The organism is Leifsonia sp. 10L418, assembly GCF_056395445.1.
Genome location: NZ_JBFTJN010000002.1, coordinates 97,409 through 114,250, shown reverse-complemented (window position 1 = coordinate 114,250; position 16,842 = coordinate 97,409). Strand labels below are relative to the sequence as shown.

The 16,842-nt window shown below is 67.1% G+C and carries 15 protein-coding genes; 12 read left to right on the top strand and 3 right to left on the bottom strand.

Features of this window, described 5'->3' with window-relative positions; translation table 11 throughout:
- Positions 1-41: 41 nt before the first annotated feature.
- Both AC1DCF_RS03995 and AC1DCF_RS03990 read left to right on the top strand, forming a co-directional pair.
- A complete protein-coding gene (locus tag AC1DCF_RS03995; RefSeq protein WP_477209911.1) occupies positions 42-3,578 on the top strand; it encodes a DUF5107 domain-containing protein in 3,537 nt (1,178 codons plus the stop codon).
- Positions 3,579-3,723: 145 nt separating this feature from the next.
- Entirely contained in the window at positions 3,724-4,611 is an 888-nt protein-coding gene (locus AC1DCF_RS03990) for an aldose epimerase family protein (RefSeq protein ID WP_477209910.1), read from the top strand.
- Between the two features lie 513 nt (positions 4,612-5,124).
- Here the strand turns inward: AC1DCF_RS03990 and AC1DCF_RS03985 are convergent.
- Positions 5,125-6,060 carry an aldose 1-epimerase family protein gene (locus AC1DCF_RS03985; RefSeq protein ID WP_477209909.1) on the bottom strand — a complete coding sequence of 312 codons (936 nt, stop codon included), beginning with the start codon at positions 6,058-6,060 and terminating at the stop codon, positions 5,125-5,127.
- Between the two features lie 139 nt (positions 6,061-6,199).
- On the opposite strand from AC1DCF_RS03985, the gene AC1DCF_RS03980 reads away from it, so the two are divergent.
- Positions 6,200-6,736: an EXPERA domain-containing protein gene (locus tag AC1DCF_RS03980; protein WP_477209908.1), complete on the top strand. Its 537-nt coding sequence runs from the start codon at positions 6,200-6,202 to the stop codon at positions 6,734-6,736.
- A gap of 170 nt (positions 6,737-6,906) precedes the next feature.
- Here AC1DCF_RS03980 and AC1DCF_RS03975 read toward each other — a convergent pair whose 3' ends face one another.
- Complete coding sequence (locus tag AC1DCF_RS03975) at positions 6,907-8,274, bottom strand: carboxypeptidase regulatory-like domain-containing protein (RefSeq protein ID WP_477209907.1); 1,368 nt, start codon at positions 8,272-8,274, stop codon at positions 6,907-6,909.
- Positions 8,275-8,580: 306 nt separating this feature from the next.
- Here AC1DCF_RS03975 and AC1DCF_RS03970 point away from each other — a divergent pair, with 306 nt between their 5' ends.
- Complete coding sequence (locus AC1DCF_RS03970; protein ID WP_477209906.1) at positions 8,581-10,140, top strand: acyl-CoA synthetase; 1,560 nt, start codon at positions 8,581-8,583, stop codon at positions 10,138-10,140.
- Positions 10,141-10,186: 46 nt separating this feature from the next.
- Here AC1DCF_RS03970 and AC1DCF_RS03965 read toward each other — a convergent pair whose 3' ends face one another.
- Positions 10,187-10,678: a MarR family winged helix-turn-helix transcriptional regulator gene (locus tag AC1DCF_RS03965; protein WP_477209905.1), complete on the bottom strand. Its 492-nt coding sequence runs from the start codon at positions 10,676-10,678 to the stop codon at positions 10,187-10,189.
- Positions 10,679-10,829: 151 nt separating this feature from the next.
- Between AC1DCF_RS03965 and AC1DCF_RS03960 the strand changes: the two genes are divergently transcribed.
- The 8 genes from AC1DCF_RS03960 (at position 10,830) to AC1DCF_RS03925 (ending at position 16,838) form a co-directional block, all read left to right on the top strand.
- Positions 10,830-11,771: an SDR family oxidoreductase gene (locus AC1DCF_RS03960; protein ID WP_477209904.1), complete on the top strand. Its 942-nt coding sequence runs from the start codon at positions 10,830-10,832 to the stop codon at positions 11,769-11,771.
- 2 nt (positions 11,772-11,773) lie between these two features.
- On the top strand, positions 11,774-12,658 hold the full coding sequence (locus tag AC1DCF_RS03955) for an amidohydrolase family protein (RefSeq protein WP_477209903.1): 885 nt from the start codon (positions 11,774-11,776) through the stop codon (positions 12,656-12,658).
- Positions 12,658-13,860: an acyl-CoA dehydrogenase family protein gene (locus AC1DCF_RS03950; protein ID WP_477209902.1), complete on the top strand. Its 1,203-nt coding sequence runs from the start codon at positions 12,658-12,660 to the stop codon at positions 13,858-13,860. Before AC1DCF_RS03955 ends, AC1DCF_RS03950 begins: the two co-directional genes overlap by 1 nt.
- 120 nt (positions 13,861-13,980) lie before the next feature.
- The gene (locus tag AC1DCF_RS03945; RefSeq protein WP_477209901.1) at positions 13,981-14,436 is read left to right on the top strand and encodes a MaoC family dehydratase; all 456 of its coding nucleotides are present in this window, start codon (positions 13,981-13,983) and stop codon (positions 14,434-14,436) included.
- Positions 14,437-14,510: 74 nt separating this feature from the next.
- Entirely contained in the window at positions 14,511-15,017 is a 507-nt protein-coding gene (locus AC1DCF_RS03940) for a DUF3237 domain-containing protein (RefSeq protein WP_477209900.1), read from the top strand.
- 173 nt (positions 15,018-15,190) lie between these two features.
- A complete protein-coding gene (locus tag AC1DCF_RS03935) occupies positions 15,191-15,544 on the top strand; it encodes a PadR family transcriptional regulator (RefSeq protein WP_477209899.1) in 354 nt (117 codons plus the stop codon).
- A complete protein-coding gene (locus AC1DCF_RS03930) occupies positions 15,541-16,299 on the top strand; it encodes a hypothetical protein (protein ID WP_477209898.1) in 759 nt (252 codons plus the stop codon). Before AC1DCF_RS03935 ends, AC1DCF_RS03930 begins: the two co-directional genes overlap by 4 nt.
- Positions 16,296-16,838: a hypothetical protein gene (locus AC1DCF_RS03925; RefSeq protein WP_477209897.1), complete on the top strand. Its 543-nt coding sequence runs from the start codon at positions 16,296-16,298 to the stop codon at positions 16,836-16,838. The genes AC1DCF_RS03930 and AC1DCF_RS03925 overlap by 4 nt, the downstream gene beginning before the upstream one ends.
- Positions 16,839-16,842 lie beyond the last annotated feature (4 nt).

Here is a 16,842-nt window from a genome sequence, read left to right as displayed (position 1 = left end):
CGACCATTCCCCGGCCCCGAACCGGCTTTTAGGGTTTCGATATGCAGAATGAACTTCACGAGGCAGCGCGCGACAGCGCCACGCCTGACGCCGCCTGTGACGCCGCCTGTGACGCCGCACTCGACGCTGCGCTCGCTGAAGCGATCTCCACCATCCAGCTCCCCGCCGTGCCGACCGAGCTGCAGGATGCCGGCGTCGCCTGCTGGAGCGAACCGCTGGTGATCGACACCTACCTGCCACTCGCCCCGGACGCCCTTCCCGCCTTTCTTGAGCAGCGCGTGTACCAGGGCTCCAGCGGACGGGTCTATCCGCTCCCGTTCCACGAGCGCATCAGCCAGACCAAGACTCCGCACGCCTGGCAGGCCGTGCACCTGGAGAACCAGTGGGTGCGCCTGGTGATCCTGCCCGAGCTCGGCGGCCGCATCCACATCGGTTACGACAAGGTCGCCGACTACGACTTCTTCTATCGCAACAACGTCATCAAGCCGGCCCTCGTCGGGCTGGCCGGCCCGTGGATCTCCGGCGGTATCGAGTTCAACTGGCCGCAACATCACCGCCCGGCCACCTTCCTGCCGACCGATTTCGAAATCGAGCACGAAGCCGACGGCGCCGTCACGGTCTGGTGCTCCGACCACGACCCCTTCACCCGGATGAAGGGCATGCACGGCATCCGGCTGCGGCCCACCAGTGCGGCGATCGAGGCCCGCGTGCGCCTCTACAACCGCACCGACGAAACCCAGACCTTCCTCTGGTGGGCCAACGTGGCTGCGGCCGTCGACGACGACTACCAGGCGTTCTTTCCCACGGATGTGCGCCAGGTCGCCGATCACGCCAAGCGGGCAACGGCCAGCTATCCGGCGGTCGAGGGCCGCTACTACGGCGTCGACTACCCGGCCCAGAAGACCGCGGCGACGCCAGACGGCGACCGGCTCGACTGGTACCGCAACATCCCCGTGCCCACGTCGTACATGGTGACCGACACGCAAGACGACTTCTTCGGCGGCTACGACCACCGCCGCGGCGCCGGGTTCGTCTATTGGGCCGACCGGCACATTGCGCCGGGCAAGAAGATGTGGACCTGGGGCGACGCCCCCTTCGGCCACGCCTGGGATGCCAGCCTCACCGACACCGACGGTCCCTACATCGAGCTGATGGCCGGGGCGTTCACCGACAACCAGCCCGACTTCTCCTACCTCGCCCCCGGGGAGACCAAAACCTTCAGTCAGTACTGGTACCCGATTCACGGGATCGGTCCGGCTCACCAGGCCACCAACCGGGTCGCGGTCAGCCTCGAGGTGACGCCGGCCGCGGCATCCGCAGCGTCCGCAGCCTCCGCGACGACCGTCATTGCGATCGGCGTCGCCGTCGCCGAAGACCTGGCCGGATGCGTCGTCGAACTCCGCAGCGACGCCGACGGCATCCTGAGCAGCACGACGCATGACCTCGCCCCCGGCCTGCCACTGCTGCAGACCCTGACCGTAGCCGGCAGCCACGAGGCGACGGCGCTGACCCTCACCGTGAGCCACTCGGGAACCGAACTGATCAGCTGGCGTCCCCGCGCGGATGCGGCCAACGACGTAGAAATCGCCGGCGCCGCCACCGAGCCGCCGCTGCCCGCCGACATCGAATCGATCGACGAGCTCTTCTTCACCGGGCAGTACCTGCACCAGTATCGTCACGCCAACCGGTTCCCGGAACCGTACTGGCGCGAGGCGCTGCGCCGCGACCCGCATGACGTGCGCTCGAACATCGCCCTCGCCGAGCGTCTGCTCTGGGCCGGTGCCGAGGCCGAAGCCGAGCAGCTGCTGCGCACGGCCATCGATCGACTGGTGTCCCGGGTCTCCAACCCCGCCGACGGCGAAGCGCACTACCGCCTCGGCGTTCTGCTCGAGCGACAAGGCCGTGACGCGGAAGCCGAGGAGTACTTGGCCAAGGCGACCTGGAACTCGGCCTGGCGGGTGCCCGCCCACTACGCCCTCGCCCGCGTCAAGACCCGGGCCGGAAACTTCAGCGCTGCCGAATCCGATCTGCGCGAGGTCTTGCGGCTCGACGGTTCGCACCTGCAGGCCGCCGATCTTCTCGCCGCGGTGCTTCGCCGGTTGGGCCGCGAGACCGAGGCGACCGCGCGTGTGGCGGTGACCCTGGCCACCGATCCGCTCGACCAGTGGGCGCGCGACCTGGCCGGCCTGCCGGTCAGCGCCGACGCCCCCACCCTGCTCGACGTCGCCCTCGACTACGCCCGGTCGGGACTGATCGACGACGCGCTGCGGGTGCTGGACGCCGCAGCCGCCGCATCCGTCTCCACGGCTCTCGGCCAGGTGCAGGTTGGTCCGCTGGTTCAGTACCACCGCGCCGCTCTGCTCTCCGCCCAGGGGCTGACCGAGCTGGCTGCCGCCGCGCGTGCGTCGGCCCAGAGTGTCAACGCCGAGTTCTGCCAGGCGTCGCGCGCCGACGACATCCGGGTGCTGACCGCGGCCCTCGCCGCCGACCCGGCCGACGCCCTCGCCGCCACCCTGCTCGGCAACTGGCACTACGACAAGCGCAACTACGCGACCGCGATCGCATATTGGGAGCAGGCCGTTCAGGCCGAGGGGGCAACGGATGCCGCACAGCCCGATACCGCACGGCCCGACACCGCACGGCCCGACACCGCACGGCCCGACACCGCTCGGCCCGATACCGCTCTGCCGAACTCCGGCTCGTCGTCGAGCCGCATCCAGGTGATGGCTCAGCGCAACCTCGGCATCGCCGCCTACAACGTGCGGGGTGACGGCCCGGCCGCCCGCGCTCACTATCGGGCCGCTCGAAGTCTGGCTCCCACCGACGCCAAGCTGCTCTACGAAGCCGACCAGCTGGCCGCTCGACTCGGCGATTCAGCCGCCGAACGGCTGCGGCTCCTGGCCGGGCAGATCGACCTGGTCTCCTCCCGCGACGACCTCACGGTTGTCTACGCCAACCTGCTCACCGCGACGGGCGACCCGGCTGCGGCGCGCGATCTGCTCGCCGCGCGCGCGTTCCAGCCATGGGAAGGTGGCGAAGGGCAGGCTCTTGCCGCCTGGGATACCGCGCATCTCGCCCTGGCCGAGACGGCAGTGGCCGACGGCGACGCCCCGCAGGCGGTGCGACTGATCGAAGTCGCCCTGCTGAGCCCGGCCTCGCTCGGTGAGGCGCGGCATCCGCTCGCGAATTCAGCGCGATTGCACCTGCAGCTCGGGGATGCGCTGGCCGCGGCCGGTGACGCAGCAGGCGCCGACGCCGCCTGGGCTCGTTCGGCCTCATTCCGCGGCGACTTCGTGCAGATGAACGTGCAACCGTTCAGCACGCAGAGCTTCTACTCGGTGCTCGCCTTGGCGCGACTCGGCCGGCACGACGAGGTCGAGGCGCTCAGCGCGGGGCTCTCCGAGTATGTCGACGAGTTGTCGACGACCCGGGCCACGATCGACTACTTCGCCACCTCCCTGCCCACGATGCTGCTCTTCACCGACGACCTCCAGGCCGCCCGGGAAGCCGATATTGCACTGCTGCGTGAGCAGCTTCATAAACTCGGCAGCTTGCTGCCCAAGACGGTCGCCCTGTGACGGTTGCTCGACGGGAACGCGTTCCGGCAGAACGCGGCGATGCCCGGTCTGACCGTGACGGCCATCGTCATCCGGCAGATGCGCTCGGGCGATCGTCGGATCGGGCTTCCGGCGTGATCGGGTCTGTGGCTGTGCGAGTCACGGCATGAGCTGGGAGGTGACTGGTCGGGGACTGCGTTGCGCTGTTGACGCAGACCGCGGCGGGCGCATCGTCAGCCTTCGATCGGACGGAGCAGAGTGGCTTGCGCCCAGCTATCCGAGCGACCGGCCAGGCCTCGGCGCGCCGTTCGTCCACGCGGGAATGGGCGGCTGGGACGAGGTTGCTCCGTCAGTGCAAGCCGATGCTCTGCCCGACGGAACGTCCGTTCCCGACCATGGCGATCTGTGGAATGTGCCCTGGGCCGTCGAGTCGGCGTCGGCCGACGCGCTCGTCATGGCCGTCGAACTCACCAGCCTGCCGGTCACGGTGCGGCGCACGATCGGGGCGACGGATGCCGGGCTGCGGTTCGAATACACCGCGACAACCGACGCGATGGGGGAGTACCCGCTGTTGTGGTGTGCGCATCCGCAGTTCAGCGCCGGTCCGCACGCGACGCTGACGCTGGGTCTCGCCGGGCGCGAGATCAGGCCGGAGCTGGTCGAGGAGTATCCGAACCGCGGGGCTCGGCTGCAGTTCCCGGTGCAGCCGCCGCACGGCATGCTCTCCCCGGAAACCTCGGTCAAGGCATTCCTGCCGCCCGGCGTCACGGCGGATTCCGCCACCCTGAATCTCGGCAGAGAGCAGTCGTTGCGGCTGAGCTGGGATCCGACCGCACTTCCGTATCTCGGCCTGTTCTGGGACAACGGCGAGTTCGCCGCCGATCCGGTGCTGGCGATTGAGCCCGCGACGGGCTGGGGCGACTCGCTCTCACAGGCAGTCGCATCCGGTCGGGTCATGTCTGTCTCGGCCGCAGCGCCGATGCGCTGGCACCTCGACCTCTCAGTCGTTCCCGCCGCAGCGCAGGCAGGAGCGCCTGCGCAGCCCGAGAAGTAGCGCCTGCGGCCCCTTCTGCCCCCGCGCGTGGCTAATTCAGGAAATCCTGCCGGCCAGCAGATTAGGGCCGCGTGATTCCGGGGGTTCTATGGCGCGGCATCCGGGATTGCCTGAGTTAACCCCCGAACGGTTCGGCAGCTCCGGGCGGATGCGGGTGGTCGGGGAGGCTAGCAGACGGCTGGGAGGGTGTTGGGGCTCGGAAGGTGTGGCTAACTCCGGCAACTCTGTCGGCAGGCAGATCTGGGCCGCTTGATTCCGAGGGTTCCGTCGCGCCGCATCCGGGATTGCAGGAGTTATCCCCCGGACGGGCACCGGACCGGCAACCCTCGCCGAGATTGAGGCTTGCGGTCGAGTTGCCCAGGTAGAACAGGGCAACTCGACCGGAACGCGCAAACTCGGTGCAGACCGGCAGACCGGCAGACCGGCAGACCGGCAGACCGGCAGACCGGCAGACCGGCAGACCGGCAAACCGGCAAACCGGCAAACCGGCAAACCGGCAAACCGGCGAAAAGCCTAGATCGCGGCGATCGTCCAGCCGACCGAGGCGAGCTGACCCGGCTTCAGCATGATCAGGTCGGTTGCCGAATTGAACGCGTCGGGCGGGCAGGTCATCGGCTCGACGGCGAGGCTCCCGCGGTTGAAGGCGGGGTCGGGCTGGTCAGCCGTGTACAGCTGTACCCAGCGGCAGCCGGTGCTCCAGCGCATCGCGACACCGGTACCGGATGGCGCCGTCAGCCGTACCTCGGCGATGCCGTCCTCGTCGCGGCTCAGACCGGTGAAGGCGTGGTCGATCATGGTGCCGCCGACGACGCGGGGTGTGCGGAAGTCGAGCGCACCGTCTCCCTCGGTGGCGACATCCGCCAGACCGATCGGAATCAGCCGCTCGTCGGTGACGGTGAGCACGCGCTCGGCGGGCAGGGTGAGCGTCCAGTCGTCGACGGTGCCCTCGCCCGCGATCAGGTACGGGTGCGGGCCGGTGCCGTAGGGCGCGGAATCCGCGCCGACATTGCGGGCCATCATCGTGGTGCGGAGTCCGTCGGCATCGAGCGTGTATTCGACCCGCAGCTGCAGGCGGTAGGGGTAGCCGGCCTGAGGCTCAATAGTCGAGGCGAGCACGACGCGCGACGGCGAATCCGCCGACGGCTCCTCGAGCGCGATGAAGTCGAGCCAGCCGGCGAGTCCGTGCAGGGCATGCCCGCGATCCGGCTCGGTGAGGCTCAGCTGGTGGGTGACGCCGTCCTGCGTGTAGCGTCCGTCGACGATCCGGTTCGGCCAGGGGGCGAGGATGGCGCCGCGAAACCCGGGGCGCACCTCGTTGGCGTCGAACGGCACGATGAGGTCGCGCCCGGCGTGCGTTAGTGTGCGCAGGGTCGCGCCGACACTTGCGACGGTGGCGGTGTAGTCACCGAAGGAGAGCTCGAACTGGGTGCCGGAAAGCGGAATCGTCATCTGTCAATTCTGCCGGTGATTCGGCAGGCCGGTGACGCATCTGCACGCCGAGTCGGCGGCAGCGCGGGGCGGATGCCCGACATGAGTGAGGCGGCCCCGGCGGGTTGCGGCGTGGCGAACCGGACTAATGTGATCTGGCATGCAGCCCCCTGCGCCGAATCCCGTTCAGCCGACGACCTTCGCGCCGTCCCTGCGGCTACGCGATCGCCCCGTCGACATCCTTCTCATCGCGCTCTTCTCGGCCTTCACGGTCACCTCGTTGATCAGCGATCTGCTGCCCACGCTCGGCGTCGACATCTCAGCTCCGTCGAGCAACTTCTTCGTGAACTCGAACTGGTGGTACGCCCACGACACCGACCCACTGTTCGCGCATCCGCCGGTCTGGATGCGCATCGTCACCGGTTTGTCGGCGTTCCTCTATATGCCGTTCTACATCGTGCTCGTCGTCTCGCTCGTCCGCGGCTGGAACTGGATTCAGCTGCCCAGCGTGATCTACGCGACGATGATCGCCTCAATCACGGGGATCATCGTGTTCGGTGTCGAGTTCTTCGGCGAGGCGCAATGGCGCACACCCAACCCGGTCAAGTTTCTGGCATTCAACCTGCCCTACGTGCTGGTGCCGATCCTGTTGCTCGTGCGGATGCGCAAACCGCTGCCGTTCGCGCGTCGGTTCTAGCCGCCGTCGCACGTTGCGGCTCGCGCGCTTGCGGCTCGCGCGTGCGCTCAGAACGTCGCTCCGGATGCCGGTGGCCGAGGATTCGAGCGCACGCGTGGGAAATTCACGCACCCCGGCACGCAAAAAGGGGGCCCGGCCAAATGGCCGGGCCCCTTTCGTACTACGAGTGGTTAGACGTGCGCGCGACGGCGACGCACGGCAACCAGCGCGCCACCGAGCAGCAGAAGCAGCGCGGAAGCGGTGATCGGTGCAACAGCGTTCGAGCCGGTCTCGGCGAGCACCGCAGAGACACTGATCGCAACGCTCGACACGGTGCCGGTGAACTGCCCGACGACGACGAGCGTGTGCGAACCAGCAGCGAGCTGACCGAGCACCTTGGCGCTCAGGGTGACCTGTGCGACGCCGTTCACGACCGGGAAGGTACCGACACTGATCGGCGACGAGTACAGGAAGACGTCAACGAAGTCGTCGCTTCCGGCGAACGGCACCTTGGCGGTGTAGCTCTTGGTCGGGTCCAGGGCGCCAGCCGGCAGGCCGACCGAGGTCTGGGACGCCGGCGTGGAGCCGTTGGCCTCAAGGAACGCGGCCAGCTCAGAGGAGTTGGCGACCGGCGGGGCTGCGATCGGCAGCTGCGGGGCGTCGGTGAAGGCGGGCTCGGAGTATCCGTCAGCGAAGCCGTCGAGGTGGCCGATGGCCTGCACCCAGATTCGCTTGTTCACGATGTCGGCGGTCACCGGCAGAGTCGATGCGTTGGCACCCTCGATGTCGCCCGAGTTCTGAGCGTAGGGTCCGACGGCGCCCCACGCGTAGCTGAACGTGGTGCCTGCAGGCCAGCCGGCCGTCACAGCGGTGAGCGTGCTGCCCACGGCGTGGGTGCCGGTGATCGTGACGGTGCCGGCGGTCAGGTTGGCCAGGAGCTCGACCGACACGGTGACATCTGCGTCAGTGATCGGGGCAGCAATGACCTTTGTTCCGTAGCCCTCTGCTGAAACGGTCAGCGAAAGGTCGGCGCTCGGGTCGAGGCGCTCAAACGTGAAGTTTCCTTCTGCGTCAGGCTCGGTCTGCCACGGGGATGATCCCGCAATACCGGAGAGCACGACGGTGGGGGCGAAGGCCGGGTTGGCGTCCTTGGCCGTGACCACGCCGCTGATCGAGTACGTCGCGGGTGCTTCGGGCAGGTCCTGCTCGAGATTGATCGGGCCGAAGTCTGCGTCTCCGCCATCGACGTCAAAGCCGCCGCTGTAGGGGAGGTAGCCAACCGCGGAAATCGTAAAGGTGTAGTTGCCGTCCACTACTGACACCGAGAAGGCGCCGGTGTCATCAGCGATGGCGGACGGGCCGTCCTTGACTACGAGCTCAGCCCCGGCCAGGGGCGCGCTACCAGTCTCGGTCATGCCGGAGACTGTTCCGGTCACGGTGTGGGTGACGGTCACGGCCTGCGCCGGTGCAACGGCGACCAGGGACGCCCCGGCGACCAGGAGGAGTCCGAGGCCTGCAGCCACGGCCCGTCCCAGCGCATTCTGTTTGATGTTCTTCACGTTTTCGAGTACCCCGTACTTATGGTTGGCGGTGAAATTCAGGATGTGGAGGACCGAGTCGCACACGGCCAGGGCGCCCCCGCGAGCCGGTGGGTTGGTGAACGAAGATATCTCCAGCCGAAGGCTAGCGGTCGGCCGGTCGCGACGCGCCGCGGCGCCCCGTAGTGGGGGTAGGCAATGTGCGATTTTGCTTAGATCATTGACTTTTTCAATTATTAACTTTACGTTGTAGATTCCACTGTGCGCCGTCGTGCACGCGGCGTTGTCTGATGGTGCCAATGAGGCCACAAGCGTGAAGGGTTTCGGATGTCGAACCAAGGACTGGGGTCATGGATCGATCGCCGCCGCATCAAGTCGGCGGAGGCGACCGCACTCGTCTTCGGTGAAAACATACTCACCTATGCGGATCTCGCCGAACGGATCGACCGTCTGGCCAATGCGCTGGCCGAGCGCGGAGTAGCCGCAGGTTCCCGGGTGGCCTACCTCGGCGAGAACCACCCTGCGTTTCTCGAAACACTCTTCGCGGTCGCGAACCTCGGCGCCATTTTCGTACCGCTCAATTCGCGCCTTGCCGCTCCTGAGATCAACTTCGCACTGGCCGATTCCGGCGCGCGTGTGTTGATCCACGCGCAGGCCCTCTCCGTGCTCGCCGTCGGTGGCGCGGCAGATTCCGCCGTCGACCATCGCATCGTCATCGGTGAAAAGGGCGAGGAGCCGCTGCAGGTTGTTCCCGACACCCACGACGTGTGGCCGGAGACGTTCGACGACATCGTGGCGGAGGCATCCGCAGAACGGCAAGCCGCCGAGGTCTCGCTCGACGATCCGGCGATGATTCTCTACACCTCCGGCACCACCGGCCGGCCGAAGGGAGCCCTGCTCACGCACGGCAACCTCACCTGGAACTGCTTCAACGTGATCGTCGATTACGACATCGTCAGCACGGATGTCTCGATCATGATTTCGCCCATGTTCCATGTCGCGTCACTCGGCATGGGGGTACTGCCGACGCTGCTCAAGGGCGGAACGGTTGTGCTCGAGCCTCGGTTCGACCCGGCGCGCACCCTGGCTTTGATCGCCCAGCACCGCGCCACGATGATCAGCGGGGTGCCGACGACCTTTCAGATGCTCTGCGAGCACCCCGACTGGGAGACGACCGACATCTCGTCGCTGCACAAGCTCACCTGCGGGGGCTCCCCAGTTCCGCTGCGCGTGCTCGAGTCCTATGAGGAACGCGGTCTGGCCTTCTCGGGCGGATACGGAATGACCGAGACCTCGCCGGGCGCCACGAGCCTCGCGCCGGCCCGGAGCCGCGACAAGGCCGGATCGGCCGGGTTGCCGCACTTCTTCACCGAACTGCGGATCGTCGGCGACGACGGCTCGCTCGTCGATGTGGGCACCGTCGGCGAGATCCAGCTGCGCGGCCCCAACGTCATCGCCGAGTACTGGCACCGGCCGGAGGCGAGTCAGGACGCGCACGCCGACGGGGAGTGGTTTCGCTCGGGCGATCTCGGCTATCTTGACGCCGACGGCTACCTGTTTATTGCCGATCGGCTCAAGGACATGATTATTTCCGGCGGCGAGAACATCTACCCGGCCGAGATCGAACAGTTGATTGGCACCCTGGATGCCGTCAGCGCCGTTGCCGTGATCGGTCTGCCCGATGAGACCTGGGGCGAAGTGCCCTGCGCCGTCGTGACGCTGCGGCCGGGGGCGCAACTCGAGCTGGCCGACATCCGTTCGCTGCTCGAGGGCCGCCTCGCGCGTTACAAGATTCCGAAGCGCCTGGTCGTCATCGAGGAGCTGCCGCGCACCGCGAGCGGCAAGGTTCGAAAGGCGGACCTACGCGCGCGCTACGCGAGTGGCTGACCGCGGCCGGAGGGGTGCTGTCGGGGTGCCGCGCCATGTGGCGCGTCTACTCGAAGGCGACGCGTGTCAGTAGGTCGCGCAGCTGTTCGCGCTCTGCCGTGCTGAGCGCGGCAAGTGATTGTTCCTCTGCCGTGCGCACGGCTCGCCTGGCTTCGTCATACAGCGCCTCGCCGGCCGGTGTGGCGCTGATTCCCTTCGACCGGCGATCGCGGGGGTCGGCCACTCGCGCGACGAGATCGCGCTGCTCGAGCTGATCGACCAGTGCCACGATCTGGCTGGGGTCGAGGCTGAGAAACTCGGCCATCTCCCGTTGCGACGGCGCCAGGCCGCTGCAGGCGAGAGCGAGCACCGAATAGGAGCGCACCTTCAGCTCGAGCGGGGCGAGCAGGGCATTCGCTCGACTTGTGCCCACCGACCGCGCGCGTGCGGTGAGGAATTCGATCTCATCGGTGAGGTCGGAGGCGAGCAGCCGTGACGGCATGACGGGCGCCGAGCCGGAGCGCACGGCCGGGGCCGGCGGGATGGGTTGCGCGTGCACGTGACCTCACAATATGAATGGGTTTATTAATCATTGACAATTTCAAGTATTTACGTTGTCATTGATCTAAATCAAGTGTTCACTACGAATCACCGCAGAGCAACCCGCACACGTCGGGGCGCCGTGCACCGTCACCCCGAGGAGTCTGGCCATGCTGTTGGCAGAAAAAGTCGCAATCGTCACCGGAAGCGGTCGGGGCCTCGGCCTCGCCTACGCCCAGGAGCTTGCCCGTCAGGGCGCGTCCGTCGTCGTGAATGACGTCGACGCCACGGTGGCCGAGCGGGCCGTTGCGAGCATTGAGGCGAACGGCGGCCGCGCCATCGCCGTGGTGGCTCCGGTCGGCAGCTCCGACACCGCCCAGCAGCTCGTTGACGCGGCGGTGTCCAACTTCGGTCGCCTCGACATCCTGGTGACCAACGCGGGCGTGCTGCGCGACACCGTGCTCTGGAAGATGAGCGACGACGACTTCGACACCGTCATCAACGTGCACCTGCGCGGCACGTTCACCTGCGTACGCGCCGCAGCCATCCGTTTTCGCGAGCAGGGCGAAGGCGGCCGCATCATTTGCATCGGCTCGCCGACCGGGCAGCGCGGCAACTTCGGCCAGACCAACTACGCGGCGGCCAAGGCCGGCATCGTGGGCATGGTGCGCACCTGGGCGCTCGAGCTGGCCCGCGCCAACGTCACCGTCAACGCCGTGATCCCGGTGGCCGCCACCGCGATGACCGAGACGGTTCCCTTCTTTCAGAAGGCCGTCGAAGCCGACAAGAACGGCGAGCCGATGCCCGCATTCTTCCGTCACGACCTCGGCTTCGGCACCTCAGACGACGTCGCCGGACTGGTTTCCTTCCTCGCCTCCGACGCCGCATCGCTGATCTCCGGCCAGGCCATCGGCATCGGCGGCGACCGCGTGCAGCTGTGGTCGCACCCCGAACCCGTCGTCACCGAATACAAGACGGGCGGCTGGACGGCAGAAGATCTGGCCGCAACCTTCTTCGACCAGTTCGGCGAGAAACTGCAGACCGTCGGCGAGAACTTTCCGCCGCTGCCCGCTGAACTGCAGCCCGCGGCGCCGGCTGCCGGAGCGCGCTAGCCATGGTCTACCAGCTGGGTCTCGATCTGCCGAACGTGGTCGCGATCGACACTCACGTTCACATTGAGATCGACGATCACGGGCACAACGCCCTGCCGCCCACGCTGGTCGACGCTGCGAGCAAATACTTCAAGGCCGATACGAAACGGCCCGGCCTCGACGAGATCGCCGAGATCTACCGCGAACGCCAGATGGCCGCAGTGGTCTTCACGGTCGACGCCGAGATTGCACTCGGACACGCGCCGAACAGCAGCGAAGAGATCGCGCGCGGGGCGGCACGCAACAACGATGCGCTGATTCCGTTCGGTTCGGTTGATCCGAACCGGGCGGATGCCGCGGATCGCGTGCGCCGCCTGGTCGACGACTTCGGCGTGCGCGGGTTCAAATTCCACCCGACGGTGCAGAACTTCGACCCCAGCTCTCCGGAGTTCTACCCGCTCTACGAGACGCTGCAGACGCTCGGCCTGCCGGTGATCTTCCACACCGGCCAGACCGGGATCGGCTCGGGACTGCCCGGCGGATTCGGCCTCAAGCTGCGCTTGTCGAACCCGATGCTGCTCGACGACGTGGCCGCCGATTTTCCCCAGTTGCAGATCGTGATGGCGCATCCGTCGGTTCCGTGGCAGGACGAGGCGCTCGCCGTGGCCACCCACAAGGCCAACGTCTGGATCGACCTGTCGGGCTGGTCGCCCAAGTACTTTCCCGAAAACCTCGTGCGGCACGCGAACTCGCTACTGCAGGACAAGGTGCTCTTTGGCTCTGACTTTCCGTTGATCACCCCCGACCGCTGGCTGGCCGACTTCGCCGCGCTGAGCATCAAAGACGCGGTGCGCCCGAAGATCCTGAAGGAGAACGCGGTGCGCCTGTTGGGTTTGCAGGCCGGTTGATGTCCCCGCACGCTTCCCCGGATCCGGTGTCGGCCCTTCGCCGACCGGACGCCGACCCGTATGGGTTTGCCGACCTGCTCACCGACGCCGAGCGCGCCGTGCTGGCCCGGCTGCGCGGCGTGCTCGACTCGCAGGTGCGGCCGGTGCTGGCCGACCACTGGGAGCGCGGCGAGTTTCCGCACCAGGTCATCGCCCCGCTGGTTGAGCTCAACTTGATGGCGCCGCCCGAATTCAATGGGGCGACGCCTCGCGGCCTCTATTCGGGATTTCGCAATTTCGAACTGGCCAAGACGGATGCCTCGATCGCGACCTTTTACAACGCGCAGTCCGGGCTGTTCCGCACGGCGATCAACCGGGGCGGGAGCGCCGAACAAGCAGCGCGCTGGGACCCACTCGTGCGCTCTTTCGAGCTCACCGGTGTCTTCGCACTGACCGAGCCCGATCACGGTTCCGATATCGCCGGCGGCCTGGAAACCAGCGCCCGCCGGGTCGGCGACGGCTGGGTGCTGAGCGGCCGGAAGCGGTGGATCGGCGGCGCCGACACCGCCGAGTATCTCGCCGTCTTCGCGCGCGATGAGGCTGACCGCAAGGTCAAGGCATTTCTCGTGCGGCGGGATGCCCCCGGCGTCACGTTGACGAAGATCGAACGCAAGACCGCGCTGCGAATTATGCAGAACTTTGACATCACTCTGGACGAGGTGCAGGTCGCCGACGAGTTTCGCCTGCAGAACGTGAACTCCTTCGCCGACGTGTCGGCGATGCTCGGCCGGATGCGCTCCGACGTCGCCTGGATCGCAACCGGCGTGCAGGCCGGAGCCTACGAAGCCGCGGTGAACTATGTGGTCAGACGCGAGCAATTCGGCCGGCCACTCGCCAGCTTTCAGCTCATTCAGGAGAAATTGGCCGTCATGCTGGCCAACGTCACTGCGTGCCTCGCGCTCGTCGTGCGCCTCACCGAGCGGCAAGACGCCGGCGAGTTCCGGGACGAGGACTCGGCGTTGGCCAAGATGTTCACCGGCCTGCGGCTGCGCGAGACGGTGGCCCTGGCCCGCGAGGTCGTCGGCGGCAATGGCATCACCCTCGACACCGATGTCGCCCGGTTTCACGCCGATGCCGAGGCGATCTACACCTATGAGGGCACGCACGAGATCAACGCGCTCGTTCTCGGCCGGGCCATCACCGGAATCGGCGCGTTTCGCTAGAGCGTGCCGCCTCGACCGGCTGGCGGCTTGACCGGCCGGGCCAGGCGCATCCGCCACCTCACGCAACTCTCAACATTCGTTCTACGTCCGCATCACCCTCACTCACAGCAAAGGAACACCATGGCCACCACCACCATCAGCTTCGACGAACTGACCGCTCTCGAAGGCCGCGAACTCGGCTACACCGACTACCGCGAGGTCACCCAGCAGCAGATCAACACCTTCGCGGATGCGACGGATGACCACCAGTGGATTCACACCGACCCCGTGCGCGCTGCTGAGGGCCCGTTCGGTGCGCCGATCGCCCACGGCTTTCTGACCCTGTCGCTGGCCATCCCGTTCTGGACCGAGCTGCTCGACGTGACCGGTGTGGCCACCAAGGTCAACTACGGCCTCGACAAGGTGCGCTTTCCGGCGCCGGTGAAGGTGGGCTCGCGCATCCGGATGAGCGCCACCATCGCGACGGTGACCGAGATTCCCGGCGGCGTGCAGATCGGCGTCGACCAGGCGATCGAGATCGAGGGCGGCACGAAGCCGGCCGTCGTCGCGCACGGGCTGTACCGCTTCTACGCATAAGTGCTCACCCAGTCGCTCATTCACCGGCTCACTCAATCACCGGTTCACTCAAACGCTCGAAAGGAAGCTCAGCGATGAATGCAATTGACCATGCAGCCCAGGAGAAGGCCGTGCTCGGTGCAACCGGCGACTCGGTGTCGCTGCGATTCGCCCTGACGATCGTCGCCGAGATCGCGCCGGAGATTCTGCTCCAGAAGCGCGACCGCGAGTCGACGATCTTCTATCCGATCACCGGCGGCAGGGTCAGCGGCGACGTCGTCGGAACGGTGCTTCCGGGCGGCGGGGACTGGGCGACCGCGCGCTCGGACCAGACCATGAACGTGGAGGCGCGCTATCAGTTCGCCACGGAATCGGGCGCAATCGTCGATGTCTTCAACGTGGGAGTGCTGCGGCACTGCGACCCGGACGCCGCGGTCATCGACTACTTCGTCACCGCGCCTGTATTCCGCACCACGGAGCCGATGCTGCAGTGGCTGACCCGGTCGGCGTTCGTCGGCAACGCCCGCGAACTCGGTGGCGACATCGTGATCGACGTCTACGAGGTCGTCACGGATGCTGAGGAGCGCACGCACGCCGAGTAGCGCAGGCACGCTCAGCGACGCACGCGCGCTCAGGTTCAGCTGTAGTGGCATCCGCCTCTCCGGGGGCGACGCGGGTGCCCACGGCTGAACCGCAGCGACGCTGCGAAAGGCGGAATTGCCTGGTTGAGAAACTGCCTCTTGTTTAAAGGAACCTATCTTCCTATAGTTTTCTCATGGCTCGACGACGTCCTGGAACACTGCTCCCCCTCGAACTCAACATCTTGGAGGCCGGGCTGGCTTTGCATGCCGCAGAGGGCGACTTCTACGGATTCGCACTGGCCCGCCAGCTCTCCGGGCGTGCTGACGGATCCGGGCTGACCTCCCACGGCACCCTCTACAAGGCACTCGCCCGTATGACCGAGGCTGGCCTGTTGCAGACCGAGTGGGAGGATGCGGCCATTGCCGAGGCCGACGGCCGGCCGCGCCGACGCCTCTATCGGGTCACCGGTGAGGGCGAGATCGCATTCCGCCGGGCGAGTGCGGATGCCCCCGCGGCAGTGATGCTGGGGCGAACGGCCTTCGCGTGAGCGCCTCACGCACGCTCGAGTACCACCGCTCGGTGAGCCGGGTGGCGAAGTGGTGCGCGTGGTACACGCGGGGACTCTCCCCGACGGTGGCCGAGGCCCGTCGCGAAGAGATCGCATCCGATCTCTATGAGCACGGCGCTTTTGCCGACGAAATCGACCTCCCACCGCGCCGACTCGCGCGAGCGATCCTGCTCCGCGCCGCGTTCGGTGCGCCCGCCGACCTGTCTTGGCGCCGAAACCAGACGCGCGCTGCCACCACCGCCGACGGAGCGCTGGCTCAGGCGCTCGCCCGAGGCAAACTGCCGGTGTTCGCCTACCTCATCTCGGCCGTGCTGTTCGTCTGGGGCGGCTTCGTCGTCACCCGCGTTGCAGTCTCGATGATGCGGGGTGAGTGGTGGCCGCAGAGCGATCTGGCGGCATCCGTGGTGCTGTCGAGCGTGGCCTGCGGATGCGGGCTGCTGCTCCTGCGGCGCGCGCGCACGCGGTCGATCGGCGCGCTCTGGTTGATGTTCGCCGTCTATGGCTTGGTTCGATACGGCGGGAAGGCACTCGTCTATGCCAGTGCCACCTATTCTCACCTCGTCTTTACCGTGCCGGGCTGGAACACCTTGAACCTGGGTGTGATCGCCGGGCTGATGATCTTCTTTCTGGCGATGGCGATCTGGTGGTGGCCGAGCACGTCCGTGCGGCCGCCGACAACGTCGGCACTGCCAATGACACTTTCAGCACCGGCGAATGGGGAACAGGCCGCATGAAAGTACTGGGGGGAGCAGGCCGGCCGAGGTTCAGCGCGGTCGTGGCAATCGTGGGGATGACGATTGCCGGATTTTCGGTGGCCATGCTCGGGGCGGGAGCGCTTCTCACCTCGGGCAGCGCCGAGCTCGAAAGTTCGCGGAACGCGAGTGCGGGGCCGGCGTCGCCCGACACCGCATCCGCCGCACCGAGCGGGCCAGACACCATGGAGGAGGCGCTGAACCAACCGTCGACCCCGCTGGTGACAGATCCGAAGGCGGTCGTCGACACAGACGCCGAACGGATCAGGTTCTCTGGCTTCGAAAAGGAGTGCATGCGAAGCAAGGGCTTCGACTGGAGGGATGCGGCGGTCGACCCGTTGCTCTCCAGCGAGGCTCCGCCCGGCAGCGTCAGCTGGACCGCAGGGCAGGAACCCGCCGAACTCGCGGCAGTGAACGACGCTCTCTTCGGTTCGACCGGCCAGGGAGACACCTACCGCTGGGAAGAAGCGGGCTGCCACGGCTATGCCGTGCATATGACAGGCAATGACGGCAACCACTAGGCAC

What these genes read in the sequence shown, in the direction of transcription:
- AC1DCF_RS03940 (WP_477209900.1), top strand. Translation starts at nt 14,511, where the DNA reads ATGAATGCAATTGACCATGCAGCCCAGGAGAAGGCCGTGCTCGGTGCA.
- AC1DCF_RS03960 (WP_477209904.1), top strand. Translation starts at nt 10,830, where the DNA reads ATGCTGTTGGCAGAAAAAGTCGCAATCGTCACCGGAAGCGGTCGGGGC.
- AC1DCF_RS03970 (WP_477209906.1), top strand. Translation starts at nt 8,581, where the DNA reads ATGTCGAACCAAGGACTGGGGTCATGGATCGATCGCCGCCGCATCAAG.
- AC1DCF_RS03955 (WP_477209903.1), top strand. Translation starts at nt 11,774, where the DNA reads ATGGTCTACCAGCTGGGTCTCGATCTGCCGAACGTGGTCGCGATCGAC.
- AC1DCF_RS03980 (WP_477209908.1), top strand. Translation starts at nt 6,200, where the DNA reads ATGCAGCCCCCTGCGCCGAATCCCGTTCAGCCGACGACCTTCGCGCCG.
- AC1DCF_RS03925 (WP_477209897.1), top strand. Translation starts at nt 16,296, where the DNA reads ATGAAAGTACTGGGGGGAGCAGGCCGGCCGAGGTTCAGCGCGGTCGTG.
- AC1DCF_RS03985 (WP_477209909.1), bottom strand. Translation starts at nt 6,060, where the DNA reads ATGACGATTCCGCTTTCCGGCACCCAGTTCGAGCTCTCCTTCGGTGAC.
- AC1DCF_RS03995 (WP_477209911.1), top strand. Translation starts at nt 42, where the DNA reads ATGCAGAATGAACTTCACGAGGCAGCGCGCGACAGCGCCACGCCTGAC.
- AC1DCF_RS03945 (WP_477209901.1), top strand. Translation starts at nt 13,981, where the DNA reads ATGGCCACCACCACCATCAGCTTCGACGAACTGACCGCTCTCGAAGGC.
- AC1DCF_RS03935 (WP_477209899.1), top strand. Translation starts at nt 15,191, where the DNA reads ATGGCTCGACGACGTCCTGGAACACTGCTCCCCCTCGAACTCAACATC.
- AC1DCF_RS03990 (WP_477209910.1), top strand. Translation starts at nt 3,724, where the DNA reads ATGAGCTGGGAGGTGACTGGTCGGGGACTGCGTTGCGCTGTTGACGCA.
- AC1DCF_RS03950 (WP_477209902.1), top strand. Translation starts at nt 12,658, where the DNA reads ATGTCCCCGCACGCTTCCCCGGATCCGGTGTCGGCCCTTCGCCGACCG.